Annotated in this window: 20 protein-coding genes; 12 read left to right on the top strand and 8 right to left on the bottom strand. The window is 37.0% G+C overall.

What is annotated here, in order from left to right; all coding sequences use genetic code 11:
• The first annotated feature begins 324 nt into the window (after nt 1-324).
• From DHBDCA_RS09620 to DHBDCA_RS09600, 5 genes are all read left to right on the top strand, one after another.
• Nucleotides 325-609: a dehalogenase gene (locus tag DHBDCA_RS09620; RefSeq protein WP_015044020.1), complete on the top strand. Its 285-nt coding sequence runs from the start codon at nt 325-327 to the stop codon at nt 607-609.
• Nucleotides 610-634: 25 nt separating this feature from the next.
• Nucleotides 635-1,954, top strand: coding sequence for a reductive dehalogenase (locus DHBDCA_RS09615; RefSeq protein ID WP_015044019.1), 1,320 nt, complete (start codon nt 635-637; stop codon nt 1,952-1,954).
• A gap of 100 nt (nt 1,955-2,054) precedes the next feature.
• A complete protein-coding gene (locus DHBDCA_RS09610) occupies nt 2,055-3,242 on the top strand; it encodes a cation:proton antiporter (protein WP_015044018.1) in 1,188 nt (395 codons plus the stop codon).
• 38 nt (nt 3,243-3,280) lie between these two features.
• Complete coding sequence (locus tag DHBDCA_RS09605) at nt 3,281-4,585, top strand: reductive dehalogenase (protein WP_015044017.1); 1,305 nt, start codon at nt 3,281-3,283, stop codon at nt 4,583-4,585.
• Nucleotides 4,586-4,625: 40 nt separating this feature from the next.
• On the top strand, nt 4,626-4,904 hold the full coding sequence (locus DHBDCA_RS09600; RefSeq protein ID WP_015044016.1) for a hypothetical protein: 279 nt from the start codon (nt 4,626-4,628) through the stop codon (nt 4,902-4,904).
• An 82-nt stretch (nt 4,905-4,986) separates the two neighbouring features.
• Here DHBDCA_RS09600 and DHBDCA_RS09595 read toward each other — a convergent pair whose 3' ends face one another.
• The 3 genes from DHBDCA_RS09595 to DHBDCA_RS09585 all read right to left on the bottom strand — a co-directional run bounded on the left by DHBDCA_RS09595 (nt 4,987) and on the right by DHBDCA_RS09585 (nt 7,926).
• Entirely contained in the window at nt 4,987-6,594 is a 1,608-nt protein-coding gene (locus DHBDCA_RS09595; protein WP_015044015.1) for a PucR family transcriptional regulator, read from the bottom strand.
• Nucleotides 6,595-6,705: 111 nt separating this feature from the next.
• Nucleotides 6,706-7,023 (bottom strand): hypothetical protein, encoded by a 318-nt coding sequence (locus DHBDCA_RS09590; RefSeq protein WP_034377934.1) that lies wholly within the window; start codon nt 7,021-7,023, stop codon nt 6,706-6,708.
• A gap of 258 nt (nt 7,024-7,281) precedes the next feature.
• Nucleotides 7,282-7,926 (bottom strand): DUF5677 domain-containing protein, encoded by a 645-nt coding sequence (locus tag DHBDCA_RS09585; protein WP_242824889.1) that lies wholly within the window; start codon nt 7,924-7,926, stop codon nt 7,282-7,284.
• A 121-nt stretch (nt 7,927-8,047) separates the two neighbouring features.
• On the opposite strand from DHBDCA_RS09585, the gene DHBDCA_RS09580 reads away from it, so the two are divergent.
• Complete coding sequence (locus DHBDCA_RS09580; RefSeq protein WP_015042633.1) at nt 8,048-9,490, top strand: IS4 family transposase; 1,443 nt, start codon at nt 8,048-8,050, stop codon at nt 9,488-9,490.
• A 79-nt stretch (nt 9,491-9,569) separates the two neighbouring features.
• Here the strand turns inward: DHBDCA_RS09580 and DHBDCA_RS09575 are convergent, their stop codons facing one another.
• A complete protein-coding gene (locus DHBDCA_RS09575; protein WP_015044013.1) occupies nt 9,570-9,809 on the bottom strand; it encodes a hypothetical protein in 240 nt (79 codons plus the stop codon).
• 97 nt (nt 9,810-9,906) lie between these two features.
• Nucleotides 9,907-10,788: a hypothetical protein gene (locus DHBDCA_RS09570; protein ID WP_015044012.1), complete on the bottom strand. Its 882-nt coding sequence runs from the start codon at nt 10,786-10,788 to the stop codon at nt 9,907-9,909.
• 91 nt (nt 10,789-10,879) lie between these two features.
• Here DHBDCA_RS09570 and DHBDCA_RS09560 point away from each other — a divergent pair.
• The 3 genes from DHBDCA_RS09560 to DHBDCA_RS09550 all read left to right on the top strand — a co-directional run bounded on the left by DHBDCA_RS09560 (nt 10,880) and on the right by DHBDCA_RS09550 (nt 15,327).
• A protein-coding gene (locus DHBDCA_RS09560; RefSeq protein WP_144020267.1) for an IS3 family transposase occupies nt 10,880-12,000 on the top strand; the annotation gives its coding sequence in 2 pieces (ribosomal slippage) (nt 10,880-11,129 and nt 11,129-12,000; 1,122 coding nt in all).
• Nucleotides 12,001-12,242: 242 nt separating this feature from the next.
• Nucleotides 12,243-13,004, top strand: a complete 762-nt coding sequence (locus DHBDCA_RS09555) for an SIR2 family NAD-dependent protein deacylase (RefSeq protein ID WP_015044011.1) — start codon at nt 12,243-12,245, stop codon at nt 13,002-13,004.
• Nucleotides 13,005-13,374: 370 nt separating this feature from the next.
• Complete coding sequence (locus DHBDCA_RS09550) at nt 13,375-15,327, top strand: tetratricopeptide repeat protein (protein WP_015044010.1); 1,953 nt, start codon at nt 13,375-13,377, stop codon at nt 15,325-15,327.
• A 191-nt stretch (nt 15,328-15,518) separates the two neighbouring features.
• Here DHBDCA_RS09550 and DHBDCA_RS09545 read toward each other — a convergent pair whose 3' ends face one another.
• Together DHBDCA_RS09545 and DHBDCA_RS09540 are read right to left on the bottom strand one after the other, a co-directional pair.
• Entirely contained in the window at nt 15,519-16,028 is a 510-nt protein-coding gene (locus tag DHBDCA_RS09545; protein ID WP_015044009.1) for a YcxB family protein, read from the bottom strand.
• A 639-nt stretch (nt 16,029-16,667) separates the two neighbouring features.
• The gene (locus tag DHBDCA_RS09540) at nt 16,668-16,880 is read right to left on the bottom strand and encodes a helix-turn-helix domain-containing protein (protein WP_015044008.1); all 213 of its coding nucleotides are present in this window, start codon (nt 16,878-16,880) and stop codon (nt 16,668-16,670) included.
• A 129-nt stretch (nt 16,881-17,009) separates the two neighbouring features.
• Between DHBDCA_RS09540 and DHBDCA_RS09535 the strand changes: the two genes are divergently transcribed.
• A complete protein-coding gene (locus DHBDCA_RS09535; protein WP_015045345.1) occupies nt 17,010-17,396 on the top strand; it encodes a LytR/AlgR family response regulator transcription factor in 387 nt (128 codons plus the stop codon).
• Between the two features lie 174 nt (nt 17,397-17,570).
• On the opposite strand, the gene DHBDCA_RS09530 is transcribed toward DHBDCA_RS09535, so the two are convergent.
• Nucleotides 17,571-17,867: a DUF3102 domain-containing protein gene (locus DHBDCA_RS09530; RefSeq protein WP_015044005.1), complete on the bottom strand. Its 297-nt coding sequence runs from the start codon at nt 17,865-17,867 to the stop codon at nt 17,571-17,573.
• A 204-nt stretch (nt 17,868-18,071) separates the two neighbouring features.
• Here DHBDCA_RS09530 and DHBDCA_RS09525 point away from each other — a divergent pair, with 204 nt between their 5' ends.
• Nucleotides 18,072-18,731 (top strand): Yip1 family protein, encoded by a 660-nt coding sequence (locus DHBDCA_RS09525; protein WP_015044004.1) that lies wholly within the window; start codon nt 18,072-18,074, stop codon nt 18,729-18,731.
• Nucleotides 18,732-19,103: 372 nt separating this feature from the next.
• Entirely contained in the window at nt 19,104-20,546 is a 1,443-nt protein-coding gene (locus DHBDCA_RS09520) for an IS4 family transposase (RefSeq protein ID WP_015042633.1), read from the top strand.
• Nucleotides 20,547-20,752: the final 206 nt, after the last annotated feature.

Raw genomic sequence — 20,752 nt, 5'->3', positions numbered from 1 at the left:
AAATAATACAAAATATGTCTATCAAGTAGACGGAGGAAAAACAAAAAATCTCTGACACCGATTATTTAATTGTAGTTGGTGTCTTTTTTTATTTAAGATACTAAAATTCTTATCTATAAGATAAATACATAGTGCTTGATGCACAAAAATAAATGATAATACCTAACATCGCGCATATATCTTAACTTGATATTTTATGATTAAATTATCCATGAAAAAGATCGAATTTAGCTTATAGTCTTGAGAGATGCAAAAAAATGTTTTTAAAAGCAACGCGCATCAAGTGTAATGGATTTTAGGAAACAAAGCAAAGGAGGTGAATAGATGGCTGGAGTGATTTACTCGTTTTTTGTAGGGGCCTTATCTATTTTAATAGAAATTGGAGTTAATAGTCTTGCATCTGCTAACGGAATGATTTTGTCCTGGTACGGCTGGGTGCTAATTTATTTCATTTATGTCTGTATCGTTATGGGAGTTTCCTTTGTTTACATTAATGCTGTGGGAAAGCATAAAGTTGCCACGAGGAGAGGTGCAATACTTCTCTTTGCGGGATCTGCAGCTGGTATCTTAGTACTTTTGCTGTTTTGGCGTTACTGTATGTATCCTTAAAAATTCATGATGATGGAGGGAAATCATGGGGACTTATAACGATAAAGAAAAAGAATCAGTCTACAAAGACTTTAAACAGACCAGGGATCAATATGCCCAGTTTGGAGATACCATTGCGAACGCCGCCGGTATGACGGTTGCCTTTAACAAAGCCGCACTTTCCAGAGTAGGGAAAACCACGACGATTCTTGGAGGGGGAAATTACGGCATTCCAGTTAAACATCTCGATTATTCCCCAAATTATTTGGGATCAACTAAAATTTTTGGTCCTATCCCTAGAAAAAGCGCAGAAGATACAGGCTTTAACAGGGCGGGCAGAGGAGAATACGGTCCCGAGGTTGCTGAAGGTTTAAAGAAGATCCCAGAAAGGCATCCTTTGGTAAAATCTCTTTTCAATATGTCACATGTCATTGGCGGTGAAAACGTTGTAGACGGACCTGTAAGAACCGAGCCTCTTCCTATTCCTGATCCGAAATCCATGACCCAACATATCAAGGATCTCGCTAAATTTCTCAAGGCGGATGAGGTCGGAGTAGGATTGATGCCCGAGTATGCGTATTGGACACACACTGTACCGCATGCTGTCGAAGTAGCCCGTGGCTTGAAAAAGCCCAACGAAAAAACCCCGGTAACCACAAACCATAAATATGTTATAGGCATTCTTATTGATCAAAATTTAGATACGATTCTTTCATCGACGGGTATGGATGGGATCAGCTCCAGTCAGAGCTATTATGCGTATTTCACATCCGGTGTGATTGCGACTTCCATTGCATCTTATATAAGAAACATGGGGTATTCGGCCCGGGCCCATCACTGCGGGAATTATCAAATGATTTTAGCACCGGCGCTCGTTGCCGCCGGGTTAGGCGAAATGTCGAGGACGGGTGAAAGTATTGTGCATCCGAGGCTCGGATTCCGATTTAAGGCGGCCGCCGTAACGACGGATATGCCTTTGGAACCAGATGGACCTATTTCTTTCGGAGCAAGGGAATTTTGCGTAACTTGCAAAAAATGCGCCACGCTATGTCCATCGGGTGCAATTAGTCAAGATGATCATCCGTCAAAGTTTAATAACTATGAAAAATGGCCCACAGATATTAAGAAATGCACATCTTTCCGTATTTGCAATACAAAAGGAGCCATGTGCGGAGTGTGTATGAAATCCTGTCCCTGGAACAATAAAGAGGATAGCTGGTTCCATACCGTGGGTATTTACGCTGCTTCCAAATCTAAGCTTGCTGCAAAATTATTGAAGAATGTCGATGATTTCTTCGGATATGGTACCGAAGTAATACAGGAGAACCGCTGGTGGCTTCAGTGGCCGGAACTATTTAAAAAGTAGTTTTCGTACGCTAGGCGATCGATGTTGTCTAGCGTCTCTTTTTATCTCAGCGTAATGATCGTATCAACGGCAGAAGTATGTTTGAAAAGGAGCAAGACCTATGGCCGAAGGAATATCTTATTATCCGCTCTTAATCATTGCAGTCATTGCTCTCATTATTCCACTCATCGTCAAAAAGATTAAATATATTTCTATCCCGATAGTCGTCGGGGAAATTATCGCAGGAATTATTATTGGGAAAAGCGGTTTTGACTTAATTCAAGGGAGCGAATGGCTAAACCTGCTCTATAATCTAGGATTTGCTTTTCTCATGTTTATGGCTGGGTTGGAAATTGATTTTGAGATGATCAGATCAATGGCAAGGACAAAGAATGTAAAATGGCACCAACACCCCTTTCTTATCGCCTTATTGCTATTTGCAACAACTTTTATTCTTTCGTTATTCGTATCAATTGGGCTTAAAGCCATTGGGTTAATACCCGATATCGTTATCTTCACAATTATTTTGTCCAGTACATCGGTCGGCGTTGTGGTTCCAATTCTAAAAGAACGTGATATGTTGACCACGCAATATGGGCAAAGCGTTTTACTGGCCGCGTTATTTTCGGATTTATTTACAATGTTGCTATTGTCGTCCTATATCACTTTCAAAAGCGCAGATTCCATGAAAGATATTGCTTTAATATTATTATTCATACCCATCTTTATCATTATCTGGAAATTTGGTAATGTTATTTCAAAATTACCGATTATTGAACAACTGGCCCATAAAAATTCTCAGATAAAAATTCGAGCATCATTTGCCCTTCTTATTTTATTTATCATCATTGCACAGCTTTTAAAGACTGAAGTTATTCTTGGCGCTTTCTTGGTGGGGGTTATTATTTCCTTAGTAAGTGATCGGAAAACAAGTCAGGTCTTTCATAAGCTGGACGCCATAGCCTATGGCATATTCATACCGATTTTCTTTATCATGGTTGGGGTTAATTTTAGCTTTAAGGATATTGTCAATAATGCAAGTTCGCTTTTCCTGTTGCCAATTTTAGTTCTTGCTGTTTACGCGGTTACCTTATCTCCGGTATTCTTCCTAAAAATCAATTATTCGTGGAAAAGATCAATTGCTGCAACGACTCTTCTATCATCAAGGCTGAGTTTAATCATTGCGACAGGTGCAGTGGCCCTAAAACTTGGAATTATTAGCAGTAGTTTAAACGGAACTATTATATTAGTAGCCATTGTAACTTGTACCTTGTCTCCGCCTATTTTCAATTGGTTGACGAAAGACTAATTCAAAATCTTAATTATTAAAATACGAGGTGAAAAGAAATGAATGCAGAAAACCAAAAAAGACAAAATCAACAGGAGATCCAGGAAAGCAGAAATGTATCCGATCCGGCAGATAAAACCTTAAAGCCGTCGGTCACGAACGTAAAATATAGCAAAGCCGCCCTTGAAAAATCCAATAAAAAAACAGTTCTCAACGCCGGAGACCACGGAGCTGTCTTCGTCAAACGGCATGAGTATAACCCTGAAAATGCGACACAATTGGGTTCAACAAAAATTGTTGGGCCCATCGAAAGAATCAGTGAAACGGAAACAGGGTTTGCCAAAGCTGCTCGTGGTATTTATGGTGAACAGGTTTTAAAGTCATTAATTAAACTTGGCGGCAAGCACCCGTTAATGAGTGCGCTATTCACCATGTCTCATTCCATCGGTACGCCCGAATTTGTGGACGGGCCGGTAAGAGAGGATAAACTTCCTTTGCCGCCGCAGGATTTGCTGGCGAGCCATATTAAAGATCTCGGGATGTTTCTTGGCGCGTCAGAAGTTGGTGTTGGGCTCATGCCGCCTCACGCTTTCTATTCTGAGAAAGGTCCTGCGGTAGGCCACGGGCCCTACAATGCTTTGAATGTGACCCCGATAACCACAACGCATAAATACGCCATAGGCATCATCGTAGACCAGAGCTTGCCTACCGTATTGAGTTCAACGGGCTTTGACGGCATTAGTGCATCCCAAAGCTATATGGCTTATATGAACTCGGGTGTTATTGCTTGTTCTATTGCAGCTTATATTCGTAATCTTGGCTATTCAGCAAGAGCGCATCATTGTGGAAATTATCAGGTGGTGGTACCGCCGGTATTGGTAGCGTGCGGTCTTGGCGAAATGACGCGTACCGGTGAATGTGTTGCTCATCCCCGCCTGGGTTACCGTTTCAAGGCAGCCGTTGTTACGACGGACATGCCTATGGAACCCGATAAACCCATATCCTTTGGTGCCCGGGAATTCTGTGCCACGTGTAAAAAATGTGCGGATGAATGCCCTTCGGGAGCTATCAGTCATGATGATAATCCTATCATTCATAATGGCTATGAAAAATGGAATACCAATGTCCAAAAATGCACGACATTCCGGATTAGTAATAAGAATGGGGCGATGTGCGGACGTTGTATGAAAGTTTGTCCATGGAACAATAAGGAAGAGAGTTGGTTCCACTCGATGGGAGTAGCCGCGGCTTCCAAGTCGCAATTAGCTTCAAGACTATTAAAAAATATTGATGATTTCTTTGGTTACGGTACCGAAGTCTTAGAAGAAAATAAGTGGTGGCTAGAATGGCCGGAACTATTTTAACTTTTAGATCTCTAGATTACAAAGCAAAGGAGGTGAGCGTATGGTCGGAATGATTTACTCTTTTTTTGTCGGGGCCTTATCTGTTTTAATAGAAATCGGAGTTAATAGTCTCACTTCTGCCAGCGGGAAGGTTATGACTTGGTACGGCTGGGTGCTGGTTTATTTCATTTATGCCTGTATCGTGATGGGAACGTCCTTCGTTTACATTAATGCTGTGGGAAAACACAAGGTTGCAACGGAAAGAGGTGCAATGCTTCTCTTTGCGGGATCTGCAGTTGGTTGTTTAAGCCTCTGGGCGGTATGGCATTACTGGATGTAGCCCTAAGAATTAATGATAATGGAGATTAATTATGTACGTCAAAGCGCTAGACAAGCAATATTGTCTAGCGCCTTTGTTTGTTTTAGTCGTTATTTAGATTCAAATTGTTTATGTAGTCTAAAACTTTAAAAGAAAACTGCAGGTGAAGTAGAAAATTAATGTCATCTAGATCTACTTCCATGATTTCTTGTATTTTTTCAATACGAAGGCTCATTGTGTTACGGTGAATATGTAAGATGTTTGCGGTTTCAATTAGTTTCTTTGAATTTTCAATAAAAGTATAGAGTGTTTGGGTGAAATTAGTTTTATTTTTCTGGTCGTAATCTATAAGGGTTAGGAGGGATGGATGACATAAATCTTTTAAGTCGGTGTAAGATGAGCATAACTCAATCACATGATCTATTAAATATTTTTCATATTCAAAGAAAATCTTTTCTTGAGAAGATTTTACGCCGATATCCATTGCTGTAAGTGATTGTTGATAAAATTTATAGGTTTCACTGAGGTCTTGAAAAGTGCGACTTAGCCCGGCATGTAGGTTATTTTCACTAAGAAACTCAAACATATACTCAAAATCAATTTCGTGAAAGGGAGTATCGATACTCCTGCTAATCAGGATCACGATGTTATCCTCATAAATGATCGGTTTGCTGAAACTAATCAGACTTTCCACCATATCTCTAATGTATGAAAGGGGAATATTTGCAAGGTCAAATTGAGAAGGTCTTATCGTAAGAATACATAAGTTTTTTTTGAAATTGCAATCCAGATACATTAATCTTTCATGGATTACTTTTGAGTCCTTTATCTTTTTACTCAGCAAGTCAGCTAAAAAATATTCGTACATAATCCCTTTTGAGTTAATCAGAAACTTGTTTTTCTGCATTTCAGAGGAAATGACTTTGCATAAAAGTGAAAGAAGATCGATATCTTCATCCTTAATCGGTTGTAATACTTCCATTATTACAACTCTGCCGACAGCTTTTCCTTTAATATTAATACTTGAAAGTACTTGAGTAACAGAGGGTTCTGATAGTAAAGGAAATACTGAATAATTACTATTCGAATGGTCATCCTCAATTTTTTCTTTAGATAAGAACAACACCGGAAGTTTGCTGTTGTTCACTTTTTCTAAAGCTTTTTTGTGTTTCATCAAAGAAACAGTCTCGTAAGAAAAAAATCCTTTTGTTGTCAGTTCAATCCACATAGGATCATTAACCGTAATATTTTTTGTATAAGCAAGCAGCTTAAGACTTTTATCTAATACCATCATTGGGTTCCCTATTAATGGAAATGCCATATCGATGATATGTTGTATTCCCTGCCCCTGAGCGAGAGAATCTAGTAAAATTTCGGAATCAAGGGAGTGTTTGGTTTTATTGTTGAAGATATCCTGTATCGTATTAAACACTGCATTAAAACTAATTTCTCCCTCAATTTTCAATAGATTAAAGGGTGGATTCCTTTCGAAAGAATCTGGTATAGCCTCATCTGTTATCAAAATAAGATGATTTCCGCCATGGTTGGCAAAAGTTTCAAGGTTAGCGTTAGTACCCATATACAGAACATCGGGTTCAAAGGTCTGCTTTCCAGTTTCTATGAGTTTCAAGGTTCGGATCGCAGATAGCCCATTGGCGGATTTATAGAGTTTTGGATTAAATGCATTTAATTTTTCCAGAAGTGTGGTCATGTAGATATCCAGCGGATATACCCCCCAAGTATAAAAGTCATATACTTTTCAGTTGGAACGAGCCTTGGTAATCTTCTTCATAGTATAGTACAAACTGCGAAGTATTTCATCTTATAGTCCCTCACTTCGATAAAACAGCATTGAACCTTGAAAATCATTCTTAAGTAGCAGCTCTTTTATCTCACATACCTGTTTTTCTTTTTTTCTCGATGTCAAATATACTATTTCCGTACCCTGTTGTTTCCAAGATTTAATCAAGTTAACTGCGTTATTTATCGGAACATATGCTGCATGATTAAAATGTTGCAGTATACTTTTGGGCCCTAATATAGTACCTTCAGTAAAAATCATTAACCTTACTGGGTTTATCTCATTATCAGCAATATCTTCCTCGATTGGCTCATTTCTTATTAATTCTAAACAACCCACTGTATTTTCCCTTTCATAAGTCCTATAAAAAGAATTCTTTCGCCGCAGGACGCGGCGATCCTGCGCGCGATTTTATATAACGTTTCGCGAAGTTCCGCAGCGCCTTACCAAATTCATCTTTTCTAAGTTGCGGAACTTCGCTGTTATGTGATGGATAGCACCCCCATACTCAGCGGTTGCCATGGAGGGCAACCCCTTAAATGTGTATATTGCAAAGACATACAGTTTAAATGTCTTCAATAAAAAGTAGTATTCTAATTAGCTAATATCTATGGAAGCTAATCTTTTCTCAATTAACTCCTTTAACTCAGTATTTAAATCAAAAACAATGACCTCACTTATTTCATTTACTAATTCTCTTATTTCCACAATCTCCTCAACCATCTTGCGTGATTCTTCACCGGTAAGCGTATCAACCTCATCAAAGTTGGCGGTATGATATAAATATATCTCTCCACCTATTAAAAAACTAATATATACTGCAAAATATACTACTTCAATATGTAATATTTCACGCCCGACTTCATAATGTTTATTGTCTTTAGTTCTATAATTTCCTGACCCAATCATATTTGGATGTGTGTGCTCCGAAAGATATGGATAAATAATAGGGTGTATTATTGCGTCAATTGGATGTACGCCATGTTCTACCATTTTTTGTATAGATGTATTATGGTCATATTCCTTATTATTAGCCTTTAGTATTACCTTTTTATAGTTAAGTTTGTTATTATTTGTTTTTTTGAATTCATATATTCCAGCTTTCAATCCAATTTTTTGCCATACAAGTTCGCGTATTTCATGAGGATTATTAAGTATATAGGACATATTGATATAATTCTCATAAACAGTTCTAAGAATTATAAGAGTGTCTTCTCGAAAGTTATTGCTGAAGTTTCGCACCCATAAAACAGCCGAAAATTCGGCTTAGAATAAGACGAAAAAACGATAAAAATCCGCATGAACACTAGGTTTTTGGTATAATAAGATGCTACTCCAAATCAACCAAAAATGAGGTGTTATCATGCGGAAACCTGTCAAAGAAATTGAAAACGTACTCCAAAATCACGGCTATTCGATTAACAATATTATATGTGAAGTTATGAAGACGTTCAAGCTTAAAACGCTTTGCCGCAAAGTTGGTTTTCTGAAACAGGATGGTTACAGTTCCGCGGAAATCCTCTCACTAATGTTGATGTTGCCCCTAATGTTACTGAAAAGTGTCCACGCGTTATATAAAAGCGATTTCCAAAAGGTTACTACTATGAAGAAAGATTCCATATATCGACTGAAGAACAATGAAAAAATGCCTTGGAGAGCATTGCTGATCGGTATATCCAAACAGTTTCAACGATTGGTTAATCCTACGAACGAAGTGGATGAAAAGTCCGCTTTCATTCTAGATGATACAACTCTTGCTAAGACAGGTCGAAGAATTGAACAAATGACCCAGGTGTTTGACCATGTTGCAGGGAAGAAAGGTAGCAAATTAGGCTTTAAAAATTTAACCCTTGGTTTCTTCGATGGTAAAAGCCTCACGCCTATAGACTTCACTTTACAAGTGGAAAAGCCCTTAAAAAAGGCAAGGCACCGTAAAGAACGGTTCAAAAAGCAACGAGACCCCAAATCTGCTGGGGCTAAACGGATCAGAGAATGCCATGTTAGCAAAATTTCGAACGGTCTGGATATGATAAAACGGGCGGTAAAACAGGGGTTTAAGGCTAAATATGTCCTGGTTGACAGCTGGTTCAGCAGTTACGAGTTCATTCAAACGATTCGAGGATTAGACAAAAAATCGATGCATTTGGTCTGTGGTGTTCGGCAAGATACGAGGAAGTATCGCTACAAAGAGACTTCCCTTAATGCCAGCCAATTAAAATCGGTCCTCAAAAGTGAGGGAAACGAAAAACGCTGTAGGAAACGGAATATCCGTTATTTCGAAGTCCTTGTTGATTATGAAGGAATCGGACAAATCAAACTGTATTTTTGCCGGTTTCCCTATCAAAAGAAATTTAGACTGTTCCTCTCGACGGATATATCTCTTAGTTTATTGAGTATGTTGGAGATTTACAGTATCCGTTGGACCATCGAAGTCTTTTTTAAGGAAGCCAAGCAGCATTTGAAGCTCGGGACTTGTCAATCGAGGGATTTCGATGCGCAGATTGCCCATATCACGACCTGCTATCTCCTCTATACACTCCTAGCCTATTTTCGACGAGTAAACGCCTACGAATCCTTAGAAGGATTATTTGCGGAAATCAAGGACGAACTCATAGAGAAGAATGTAGCGGAGCGGCTCTGGGAATTATTTGATGATTTGCTGCAAGTGGTGATCACCAGCATCGCCAAGTCTGGTTTAGTGGACATTTTGGAATTTAGGAATTCCAGTGAATATGAACATTTGAAAGAACTATTTGAGAATTCTTTTCTTAGTAATCAGCTTATAGCCCTTAAAAATGCCAGTTAATCGGTAATAATCAGAAGGAACCACTGGCATTAGGATACCTTTAAATTAGAGATACAAGGGTTTTGAGGGGTGCGAAACTTCAGTTATTGTTTATTAATTCTTTTACCGCCACCATACTTCTTATCGACTTCGTAAAACAGTAATAAATAAAATCATGGAAAACATATTCTTTGTATTTCTCTTTATTATCTTTATAAATAATGGCTTTTACTTTTCCGTATTTGTCAATAAGTTGGCTATAATAATCGCAGTTATGCTCTAAAAGATTTGCACCTTTCCAGTACAACTTATTTAAGAACAATTTCTCTTTATTTAACATAAACTCACTCCAAAAAATAGCTGAATTTTATCCGGTGATGGATGGCGCCCCACGGAGCCGGAGCCGACATGGAAGTAGGCCCTTATCATCTTGAAAATTAGCTTAATTCAATAATCAAGTCTTTTTCGAGAAATGTTTTATACTTAACAGCTTTAAATAATCTGGTATTTATACCTTTGTTGTTGAAAACTACATAATTATTGTCAAGCCATAACTTAAATAAAACTTCACTTTGTCCTTCAATACACTCTATTACTTCCCAGATGAAGAAGGTTTCTTCTTCATACGAAATAACGTTAAACTCAACATTTAGTTCATTTATTCTATCTTTTCTACATCCTGTTTCAGAATGCTCAACACCTTCATCAACAAGAAAATTTTTTGCATTTTTATTGCTTGTTAATACTAATTCTAACTCTTTCAAAAATATAATATCAATATATAGATTAGAGCCAACAATTCCAGCCTCTGAACCAGCACCCTCCATAATGAAAGCTTTCGAAAATGCAGTATTCATCTGAAACTCTCGAGGCGAGTATACCATAACTTGTTTTTCCAATTCTTTTTTTCTTTCTAATGAAGTTTGTACTAAATCTGCTGCTGTCATATTACTTTGCATATATTCATATCTGTATCCATGAGTCAACACAGCACGTGCTCCCGGATAGTTTCTACTTTTATCCACACGGTTGAGTGAATTATAAATATCTAAAACATTGTCAAACCAATATAAATATTGTTGTGGTTGAGTAAGATTTTTTAGTACGTCAATAGTCTTTACAAATCCATCATTTAGAACTAAGATACGCTCAATTGGATAAAATGATATTTTAGTAAACATCCACTGTAAGCTTACTATTCTGTCAAGATTTCTCAATGATTCTTCTGTGTTTAAATTCCACCCTGACTCAACAAAGGGTGTTGAATAACCTAATAAGTCACACCATAAACAAAACGTACTAATTATTCTTTCATCCATAATAATCCTCAATATGAATAGGCTACACTAAACTGGACAGTTTTCTTAAGGTCTTGTAAATTAAAAGTAATAATCAAAGGAGCAAAAGACAATGACCAAAAGAGAACGAAGATCTTTTACCGATGAATTCAAGAATCAAATGGTTCAGTTATATCTGAACGGCAAACCGAGAGCCGAAATTCTGAAGGAATATGATATAGGTGGTTCAACCTTTGACAGATGGACGAAACAACATGAGAAAACAGGTTCATTTCGTGAAAAAGATAATCTTAGTGATGAACAGAAAGAACTCATAAAACTTCGCAAAGAAAACCAGCGCTTGTTGATGGAAAATGATATTTTAAAGCAAGCCGCGCTGATCATGGGACGAAAGTAGACGTGATAAGGCAAAATGCCCACAAATACTCGGTATCAGCAATGTGTAAAGTCCTACAAGTGAATCGCAGTAGTTATTACTACAAATCAACCTATCAGGAAGTTGAAGACGATGTTGAGCAGCACGTTATCGAGATTTTTGAATCAAATCAACGGGTCTATGGTACCAGAAAGATTAAGATTGAGCTTCAAAAGAAGAATTTAACAGTCTCTCGTCGCCGAATCGGTCGATTGATGAAGAAAAATGGCTTAGTTTCAACATACACAGTAGCTCAATATAAGCCATTCAAAACCAAATGCAACGAAGCTGAAATCAAGAATGAATTGAATCGGGAATTTGAAAAAGCGGTGCCATTGGAGACCGTTGTTAGCGACCTGACATATGTTCGAGTAGGAACCAAATGGCATTATATCTGCCTTCTCGTTGATTTATTTAATCGGGAGATAATTGGACAGAGCTGTGGCAAAGCGAAAGACGCTGCCCTGGTATATCGGGCTTTTGCTAGCGTGAAGTCCAATCTACATAATATTAGGATGTTTCATACAGACCGTGGCAGCGAGTTTAAAAACCAGCTAATTGATGAAGTAATTTCAACCTTTAATATTCAGCGTTCTTTGAGTATGAAGGGCTGTCCTTATGATAACGCCGTATCCGAGGCTACCTTCAAACTAGTTAAGACAGAGTTTGTGAAAAACCGACGCTTTGTATCACTGGAACACCTAGAGAATGAATTGAAGTCTTATATTAAGTGGTTCAATGAAAAGCGAATTCATTCAACACTAGGCTACCTTAGTCCTCTGGAGTATAAAACCATTTACCTTAACAAATCTGTCTAGTTTACTGTTGACAATCCAATATTTCGCGACACGAGGTCGCGGTAATGCGCCATCTTTCATATAACGTGCCCGGTATTACCGTAGCGTCCTAACCACATGCATCTTTACAAAGTTACGGTAATACCGTGTTATACGCTGTTGCGGATGATATTACCAAAGCAATTTAAATATATGGTATAATTTTACTATATTGTTTATTATATATCATAATTATTTCTAATATAAATAGGGAGGATATTTTAATGAAAACTCCAGAAGAATACCTTATTGAATCAGTACTTTCAGGAAAATGTGTTTTATTTCTAGGGGCTGGTGCCAGTGCTTCATCTTTCCTTAAAAATGATGAGACAGTTCCAATTGGTAATAGATTATCTGAAATATTATATAAAGAATTTTATCCTAACGAATCATACGATGGTGAAAGCCTTCAATTAGTGAGTAGTACAATTCAACAAAATTTTGGAAATGCTAAGTTACACTCATTTTTATACGACTTACTATGTGATGTTGAATCATCAGAAGGGTTGAAAAAATTAACTAAGTTTAAATGGTATAATATCTATACAACTAATATTGAACAAGCTATAGAAAATGCGTACTTATCTGAGCAGGAAAAAGCTCAAAACTTGCTCACAGTTGTTGCCCCTTATGATAAAGGAACAGAAGATAGAAACACGGAAATAACTTTACATAAATTGCACGGTTGTATTACTAGGAAAGATATTCCACTCGTTTTTTCACTAGAAGAATACGCAAGTTCACGAGAAGCGCATTTAAAATTATTTGAGAAACTAAGTATTGATTTAATGGAACGCCCAATTATTTTTATAGGTTATAGTATGCAAGACTCAAATTTCCAAGAAGTTTGGGCAACTATTGAAAAATACTGCCATATTACGACTATACCCAATAGGTATTTTTTTGTAAGTCCTAACATTAAGACTTCTTTTGCAGGATATTTAGCAAGCAAAGGATTTAATTATTTTAAAGGTAGGTACCGATGACTTTGCTGAATATCTCATAGCAAAAACAAAAGGACAAAGAGAATCTCTGGAGGAGTTTTATTCAAAGAATATAATCCCAATAGAAATTTTTAATAACATAACAACATTAACCGAAGAAAATAAGTACAATCTTTCAAAAGATTATGAATTTCCTCTTTGGGAATTAAAAAAAGCTTTTATCAATGGAACTGCTCAATTTTATGATGGTGCAGAACCTCAATGGAAACATATTAAAAATAATCTCGACGCTCCTCGAGACATTCTTGAAGGCTTAATTACAGATTTTGACTCTTGGTATAAAAGTCCACAACTAGGCCTTTGGATAATTACCGGAAGATCAGGAGATGGAAAATCTACACTATTAAAGCGTTTGTCAATTGAATTGTCTAATAAAGTTGGTGAAACCGTTCTATTTGCGAATAGTCGTTCTGACTTAGATCCAAAAATACTATTAGACCTTCACAAGGAATTAAATATACCCTTAGTAATTTTAATTGATAACATTTCTGATAGGATCGGAAAAACAAATAAACTATTATCATTCTTTAAAAATAATGGTGCTAGAATTCTTATTATTGGTGCAAGTAGGTCATCAGATTGGAATTTACTTTCTCAAGAATCAATTTTAGCTAAGCATAAAGAATATCCAATGGGTAAGCTTAGTGACTTTGAAATACCTGCTATTTTAAACAAGTTAAAAATAAATAATTGCCTTGGAACTCTTACTGGGATCGATGAACTAGAACAAATTAACATATTTAAATCCTATTCTGAAAGGGAACTAATAGTTGCTTTAAGAGAAATAACCACTGGAAAGAAATTCGATGATATAATTGCAAATGAGTATTTTTCAATAAAGTCTAGCCTCGCACAACAAGCATATAAATACATTTGTATTGTTAATCAATATAGGTATAGAATACCTCAATCTTTACTATTAAGAATCATTGGTGTGGATTTATCTCAGGTTCAGGAAATACTTTTTAAGTTTACTGAAGGTATTATTAGTTACGAGGAAACCAAAGATAAGGATGATTATTTAATTAGTGCAAGACATTCAGTAATCGCAAGTGTTATCGTAAGACTTTTTTGCAAAAATGACGTAGAAAAATATGAATTTCTAGAATCAATTGTAAAAGCTGCAATTCCTTCTAATCCGCTAGAAAAGTCACTTGTTAAAAAGTTGTATCACCACTCTACTGTTTCAAGTTTTTTTTCGAGTAATGATGTTGGAGTCCAAAGCTACGATTTATTATCGGGACAATTGCCGGGCGATTCATTTTTACTTCAACAAAAAGCATTGTTTTTATCTGGTATTGGTAGATTTGATGATGCAAAAGCTACTATAGATAGTGCACTTGAAATGAATCCTACCTCACAAATATTTAAAAATACTCAGGGAACCATTTATTTAAAAGAATCTTTAAACGAGATTGATTTTACAAAATCATCATATTTAAGGGATAAAGGGAAAGATATACTGTTAGGTGCTATAAGAAAAAGTTCGCGTTCTTATTACAAAACTAGTCCTTATCATTACCATAGTTTAATCAGTCATCTTATTAACTGGTATAAAAAGTTTACTCCTGGCTCAGGAGAAAGTGAACAGTTGCTGGAAGAGATTCAAAAGCTTATGGAAGAGGCAACTCGAGAACAACCCAATGATTCAGCTATTTTAGTAGAAGCTGGGCGTCTTCAAGAGATCCTAGTAAATAACCCGGTAGCTAAAGGTTACTTTAATAGAGCTTTAGAATTAAACCCAAGAAACATGTCTGCTCGTTTTCTTCTCTCAAGGATCCTAATGGCAGAAAAAGAATTCAATCATGCTTATAAAATTTGTTCTGAAGGAGTACTATTAAAAGAAGATGAAATCTTATTAAATCGTTTAAGATTTGAACTAATGCATAAATTAAATATTGACTTTGAGACCATTAAGTCTGAATATGCAAAATATACCCAAACTGTTCCCGAAGATATTTTTATAAAACTTTGTTATGCAGCTTACTTATATATAAATAACGATGATCAATGCACAGATATATTTATTGAGTTAAGAAATAACCCCACATTAAATCATAAAGAAAAACATGAGACTATGAGAGTCGAAAGGATTATGAATATTCACTATTTAAGAGAAAGCGGGTATGTCATCGCAAGTACACCTGCGGGGTATTTGTGTAGAACTGAACGATTTGATACAAGAACTACTTTTTATTGTCATAGGAGATTTGTTAATAACGTACATGAAAATACTCGAATTGAAAGTGTAACTCGCTTTTCATGTCAAGGTCCTTTATCTAAAGTTGCAAGAGTTATTCGTTAAAAAACAGTAATCCCATATCAAGGACTTTATATAAAAAATGACCTAGCAATGGCGTATAACGTCTCGCGTATTCCCGAAGTCTGGTTACTACATCCATATTCTCTCGGATTTCGGGAATACGCTGTTCTACGAAGTATCCTGCCCCCAGATTCAGAGTGCACCATGGACGGTGCACCCGTAAAATATTTGCTTTAACACATTATCTTAACATTTGTTATATTCTCTTTAATAAGATTTCGAAATCCTTCAATATCAGATTCATTTTTGAAAGCCCTTTTTGGTATGATAGTTAAAGCTCTATTTGTATCAACCAAAATAAAATATTTTTTTAGTTCAAATGCTTTATTAAATATACTCCATTTACCAGTACTCTGTATTTCAGGACGTACCAACTCAATACTCTCATTTGAAAAAATATATGTACAATATTTTCTTCTTCTGTATAATTCTACATACTTATTCATTGGATTAATATAGCAATAGAAAATGAATACAAAATAAGCAATTAAGAATAAGGTAATCATGCCATTGAAATAATTCGAAAACTCATTCCTAAATTCCAAAATCAACACACAACCAATTGCAATAAAAACACAAAGTGTAACCACCCAAAATTGATTAATTTTATTAATACCTTGAAATAATGCATCTCTAATATCTTTATCGGTATATTCAACTTCAACGACAATTTTGCTTTCCAAAATCAGTTCTTCCTTTCAATATATCATTTCTTCCTTCTTTAATTAATCTCTTGCGCGCCATGGATGGCGCGTCCGTGCAGGATATTTCGTAGAACTACGGTATTTCCGAACTAAGTTCGTATATACCTCTTTTTTGGTGGTATTTCCGAACTAGGTTCGGAAATACTTACTATATTTGAAATAGTTCTTCCATTTCAGCCCCCCAATAAATCCAAGCAGCTTATAAACTTCTTTCATCAAGTCTTCCTTCGATAAACTGATCTGGTTCGTCAGAATACACTTAATTTGGTAACAGCTTTTTACTGATCGGGGCTTCCGCAGACCTGTCCGATCAGGAAAGAATCAACCCGGTTACTTTTTAATTTGATATTCGTGAAATTTCACTGCTATCCTTCTAAAAAATTAAAATATGTGGAAATTTATTCTAAAAATAACAAAGCAGCCCTTTGCTGGAAAAGGCTACTTATATATCAGAAAAGATTTATACTTTCTGATATATTAAAAAAAGTGCTGTTCGCACTTTTTCTAAACTATAGTTTTTCATCAACTACCCACGTTATGAAATGGTTAACCGATGCTGGGAATAGAATGATTGTAATCAAATCTTAAAATCTTATCACCCTGTTTAACTTTATCAACTCAGCGATAAGGTTGTTTATTTTCTGTAAGCCCGACCAGATAGTCAACGCTGGTTTTATAAAACTGTGCAAGTTTAATCATGATGTTCAGTGGAACATCACGTTCCCCTCGCTCATATTTGGAGTATAAAGATTGATCACACATCAGGTATTCTGCAATTTGTTGTTGGGTTAGATCATGATCTTCACGAACATCACGTATTTTTAAGCGCATTATCATCATCACCAAGGCAAGTATATCTTAGGACGATAAGTCCTATTGACATATTGGACTATTTGTCCTAAAATTATTCAACAAAAGCCACTTATGTGATTGTGGAGGAATACGTGGAGGAGATGAGTATTGCTTACTATCGGCATTTGCGATGACAGGCCGTTGTGTCGCCAGTTATTGGAGGCATTCATTCATTTATATGAAAAAGAAAAGGGGGTTTCATTTGATATTTACCAATTTGGCAGTGGTGAAGAGCTTCTTGAAGAACTTAATAAGCTTGGGATGATTTTTGACCTTCTTTTTCTTGATAATAGCATGGAAAAGCTGACCGGTCTCGAAACCGCCAAACAAATACGGCAATCCGATTCCATGTCAACATGCAGCATCGTGTTTGTGACATCTGCCGATGATCATGATCAATTCATGCAGGTACAGCCTTTACAAGTATTATGCAAGCCCGGTACCCAGGAGCGCATTGATGCTATATTAGACAAAGCTTTGGCCAAGAAGGCGTAATCAATCTTAGCCAACAGATCCATCCCTTAAGTCAGTTCCTTGAATACCTTTCATAGCTGGGTCTGTGTACCACAGTTCCAGCGTAAGCGGAGCATAAATGCGGAACGCAGCAGATAGCGCCATGGAGGGCGCTATTCTTCCGGTAAAGCCAGCGGAGGATGGCCTGGGGGTAAGTCAAATTCGCAACCGGTTGCGAATTTGAGCTGACACGTCCATGTCTTGGGAAGCAAGCAATTTAGGCCCGTATTCTTTGTAGAGCTTGATCAGTCTTTCGGCAGTTTTCTGGGAATAGCTCACAGACTCTGCCAGCCACTTACCCCATTCCCCGTGTTTGACCAGATCCTTGGCTTCCTGCAAATGACGGCCGATTTCAATGGCGCTGGCAAGCAATATTTTTTTGGTTTGGCAGGTTATCATATTTATCTCAGCCGCTATGATAAGCGGCGTGCGTTCGCCGGTCGAGTTATCCATCCCGCCCGCCCTTTCATTATTATTCTAATTACAGCATATGCAGATGAGCTTCGGGTGGTGAGGGCTTGGCCGCTTCAGCTCAGGACATTTGGCCAATTCCGCTAAAGCCAACTCCAATTAAGTAAAATAATGGGAAGGAATTTGTAAATATAATGAAGAATAAATATTATCAATGGTAAATTTATAGAAATGAGGGAAGGTTAATTGGAATTTGAGCAAAGTTTTAAGAGAGAAGAAAATGAACCGGAAAGGCTTCTTAATCCGTTCTTACATATATGGATAAAACCAAGACAGGTAATAAGACAAATACTAAATAGCAATTCAAAGAAATATGTTATTTTATTAGCAATGATAGGAGGATTCGCCAAATCTTTAGATCAAGCCTCCACTAGGGGTGCAGGGGATACGCTAGGATATCCTTGCATTTTTTTAGGAGCATTAATCGGTGGAACTATTGGCGGAATTATCGGACTTTATATTTTAAGCTGGCTTATTAAATGGACTGGTAAGGCAGTAGGAGGAAAAGGATCATTTGAGGAAATAAAAACTGCAATTGCATGGAGTAATGTTCCTGTGATGTGGGCATTAATACTCTGGATACCGGAAATAATACTATTCGGTCAAGAATTATTTACGAGTACTACCCCTATTATAGATTCAAATTTGAGCCTTACTATTGCCCTTATTTCATTTGGACTAATTGAGGTTATTATTGGAGTTTGGACGTTTGTTATATCTTTAAAATGTATTGCTGAAGCACAAAAATTCTCAGCTTGGAAGGCATTAGGTAATGTAATTTTATCTGGATTGGCTATAATTGTTCCGTTGCTAATTATTATTTTAGGGATAACGTGGGCTATGTAAGTCAAGTTAAGAATTTACCTGGCGCTAGATATATTCCAAATGTCGAACATGGTATGAAATAAGAATAAAATCTAGAGGGTAAGAAAAGAAGGAACTTATGAGTTATGACTCAAGTAAATAGTAAATGTACGGTTGTTTTTTGAAGATATTCGAGGGGCCAGCATCCTGTTGGCCTCTAAGTTTGGGGGGAGTGCCCAGCTAAGCACGCATTATCAAAGGAGGTTTTAATATTAATGACTGAAGTTTCGCACCCATAAAACAGCCGAAAATTCGGCTTAGAATAAGACGAAAAAACGATAAAAATCCGCATGAACACTAGGTTTTTGGTATAATAAGATGCTACTCCAAATCAACCAAAAATGAGGTGTTATCATGCGGAAACCTGTCAAAGAAATTGAAAACGTACTCCAAAATCACGGCTATTCGATTAACAATATTATATGTGAAGTTATGAAGACGTTCAAGCTTAAAACGCTTTGCCGCAAAGTTGGTTTTCTGAAACAGGATGGTTACAGTTCCGCGGAAATCCTCTCACTAATGTTGATGTTGCCCCTAATGTTACTGAAAAGTGTCCACGCGTTATATAAAAGCGATTTCCAAAAGGTTACTACTATGAAGAAAGATTCCATATATCGACTGAAGAACAATGAAAAAATGCCTTGGAGAGCATTGCTGATCGGTATATCCAAACAGTTTCAACGATTGGTTAATCCTACGAACGAAGTGGATGAAAAGTCCGCTTTCATTCTAGATGATACAACTCTTGCTAAGACAGGTCGAAGAATTGAACAAATGACCCAGGTGTTTGACCATGTTGCAGGGAAGAAAGGTAGCAAATTAGGCTTTAAAAATTTAACCCTTGGTTTCTTCGATGGTAAAAGCCTCACGCCTATAGACTTCACTTTACAAGTGGAAAAGCCCTTAAAAAAGGCAAGGCACCGTAAAGAACGGTTCAAAAAGCAACGAGACCCCAAATCTGCTGGGGCTAAACGGATCAGAGAATGCCATGTTAGCAAAATTTCGAACGGTCTGGATATGATAAAACGGGCGGTAAAACAGGGGTTTAAGGCTAAATATGTCCTGGTTGACAGCTGGTTCAGCAGTTACGAGTTCATTCAAACGATTCGAGGATTAGACAAAAAATCGATGCATTTGGTCTGTGGTGTTCGGCAAGATACGAGGAAGTATCGCTACAAAGAGACTTCCCTTAATGCCAGCCAATTAAAATCGGTCCTCAAAAGTGAGGGAAACGAAAAACGCTGTAGGAAACGGAATATCCGTTATTTCGAAGTCCTTGTTGATTATGAAGGAATCGGACAAATCAAACTGTATTTTTGCCGGTTTCCCTATCAAAAGAAATTTAGACTGTTCCTCTCGACGGATATATCTCTTAGTTTATTGAGTATGTTGGAGATTTACAGTATCCGTTGGACCATCGAAGTCTTTTTTAAGGAAGCCAAGCAGCATTTGAAGCTCGGGACTTGTCAATCGAGGGATTTCGATGCGCAGATTGCCCATATCACGACCTGCTATCTCCTCTATACACTCCTAGCCTATTTTCGACGAGTAAACGCCTACGAATCCTTAGAAGGATTATTTGCGGAAATCAAGGACGAACTCATAGAGAAGAATGTAGCGGAGCGGCTCTGGGAATTATTTGATGATTTGCTGCAAGTGGTGATCACCAGCATCGCCAAGTCTGGTTTAGTGGACATTTTGGAATTTAGGAATTCCAGTGAATATGAACATTTGAAAGAACTATTTGAGAATTCTTTTCTTAGTAATCAGCTTATAGCCCTTAAAAATGCCAGTTAATCGGTAATAATCAGAAGGAACCACTGGCATTAGGATACCTTTAAATTAGAGATACAAGGGTTTTGAGGGGTGCGAAACTTCAGTTAATGAGTATTTTGACAGAGCTAATAATTAGAGGTGTCTTAGTTATTGCGTTAAATGATGGCATTATACTATACGTGATTAAAAAGCGTTCTACTCCAATAACTACTCCAATAATTTTAGGA

The sequence above is a fragment of the Dehalobacter sp. DCA genome (assembly GCF_000305775.1).
Taxonomy (GTDB): Bacteria; Bacillota; Desulfitobacteriia; order Desulfitobacteriales; family Syntrophobotulaceae; genus Dehalobacter; species Dehalobacter alkaniphilus.
The sequence above is the reverse complement of the archived record's forward strand: the minus strand, read 5'-3'. Positions and strand labels throughout refer to the sequence as shown.

Coding starts and splice junctions, on each gene's coding strand:
- DHBDCA_RS09620 (WP_015044020.1), top strand. CDS start 325: ATGGCTGGAGTGATTTACTCGTTTTTTGTAGGGGCCTTATCTATTTTA.
- DHBDCA_RS09615 (WP_015044019.1), top strand. CDS start 635: ATGGGGACTTATAACGATAAAGAAAAAGAATCAGTCTACAAAGACTTT.
- DHBDCA_RS09610 (WP_015044018.1), top strand. CDS start 2,055: ATGGCCGAAGGAATATCTTATTATCCGCTCTTAATCATTGCAGTCATT.
- DHBDCA_RS09605 (WP_015044017.1), top strand. CDS start 3,281: ATGAATGCAGAAAACCAAAAAAGACAAAATCAACAGGAGATCCAGGAA.
- DHBDCA_RS09600 (WP_015044016.1), top strand. CDS start 4,626: ATGGTCGGAATGATTTACTCTTTTTTTGTCGGGGCCTTATCTGTTTTA.
- DHBDCA_RS09595 (WP_015044015.1), bottom strand. CDS start 6,594: ATGACCACACTTCTGGAAAAATTAAATGCATTTAATCCAAAACTCTAT.
- DHBDCA_RS09580 (WP_015042633.1), top strand. CDS start 8,048: ATGCGGAAACCTGTCAAAGAAATTGAAAACGTACTCCAAAATCACGGC.
- DHBDCA_RS09575 (WP_015044013.1), bottom strand. CDS start 9,809: ATGTTAAATAAAGAGAAATTGTTCTTAAATAAGTTGTACTGGAAAGGT.
- DHBDCA_RS09570 (WP_015044012.1), bottom strand. CDS start 10,788: ATGGATGAAAGAATAATTAGTACGTTTTGTTTATGGTGTGACTTATTA.
- DHBDCA_RS09555 (WP_015044011.1), top strand. CDS start 12,243: ATGAAAACTCCAGAAGAATACCTTATTGAATCAGTACTTTCAGGAAAA.
- DHBDCA_RS09540 (WP_015044008.1), bottom strand. CDS start 16,880: ATGCGCTTAAAAATACGTGATGTTCGTGAAGATCATGATCTAACCCAA.
- DHBDCA_RS09530 (WP_015044005.1), bottom strand. CDS start 17,867: ATGGATAACTCGACCGGCGAACGCACGCCGCTTATCATAGCGGCTGAG.
- DHBDCA_RS09520 (WP_015042633.1), top strand. CDS start 19,104: ATGCGGAAACCTGTCAAAGAAATTGAAAACGTACTCCAAAATCACGGC.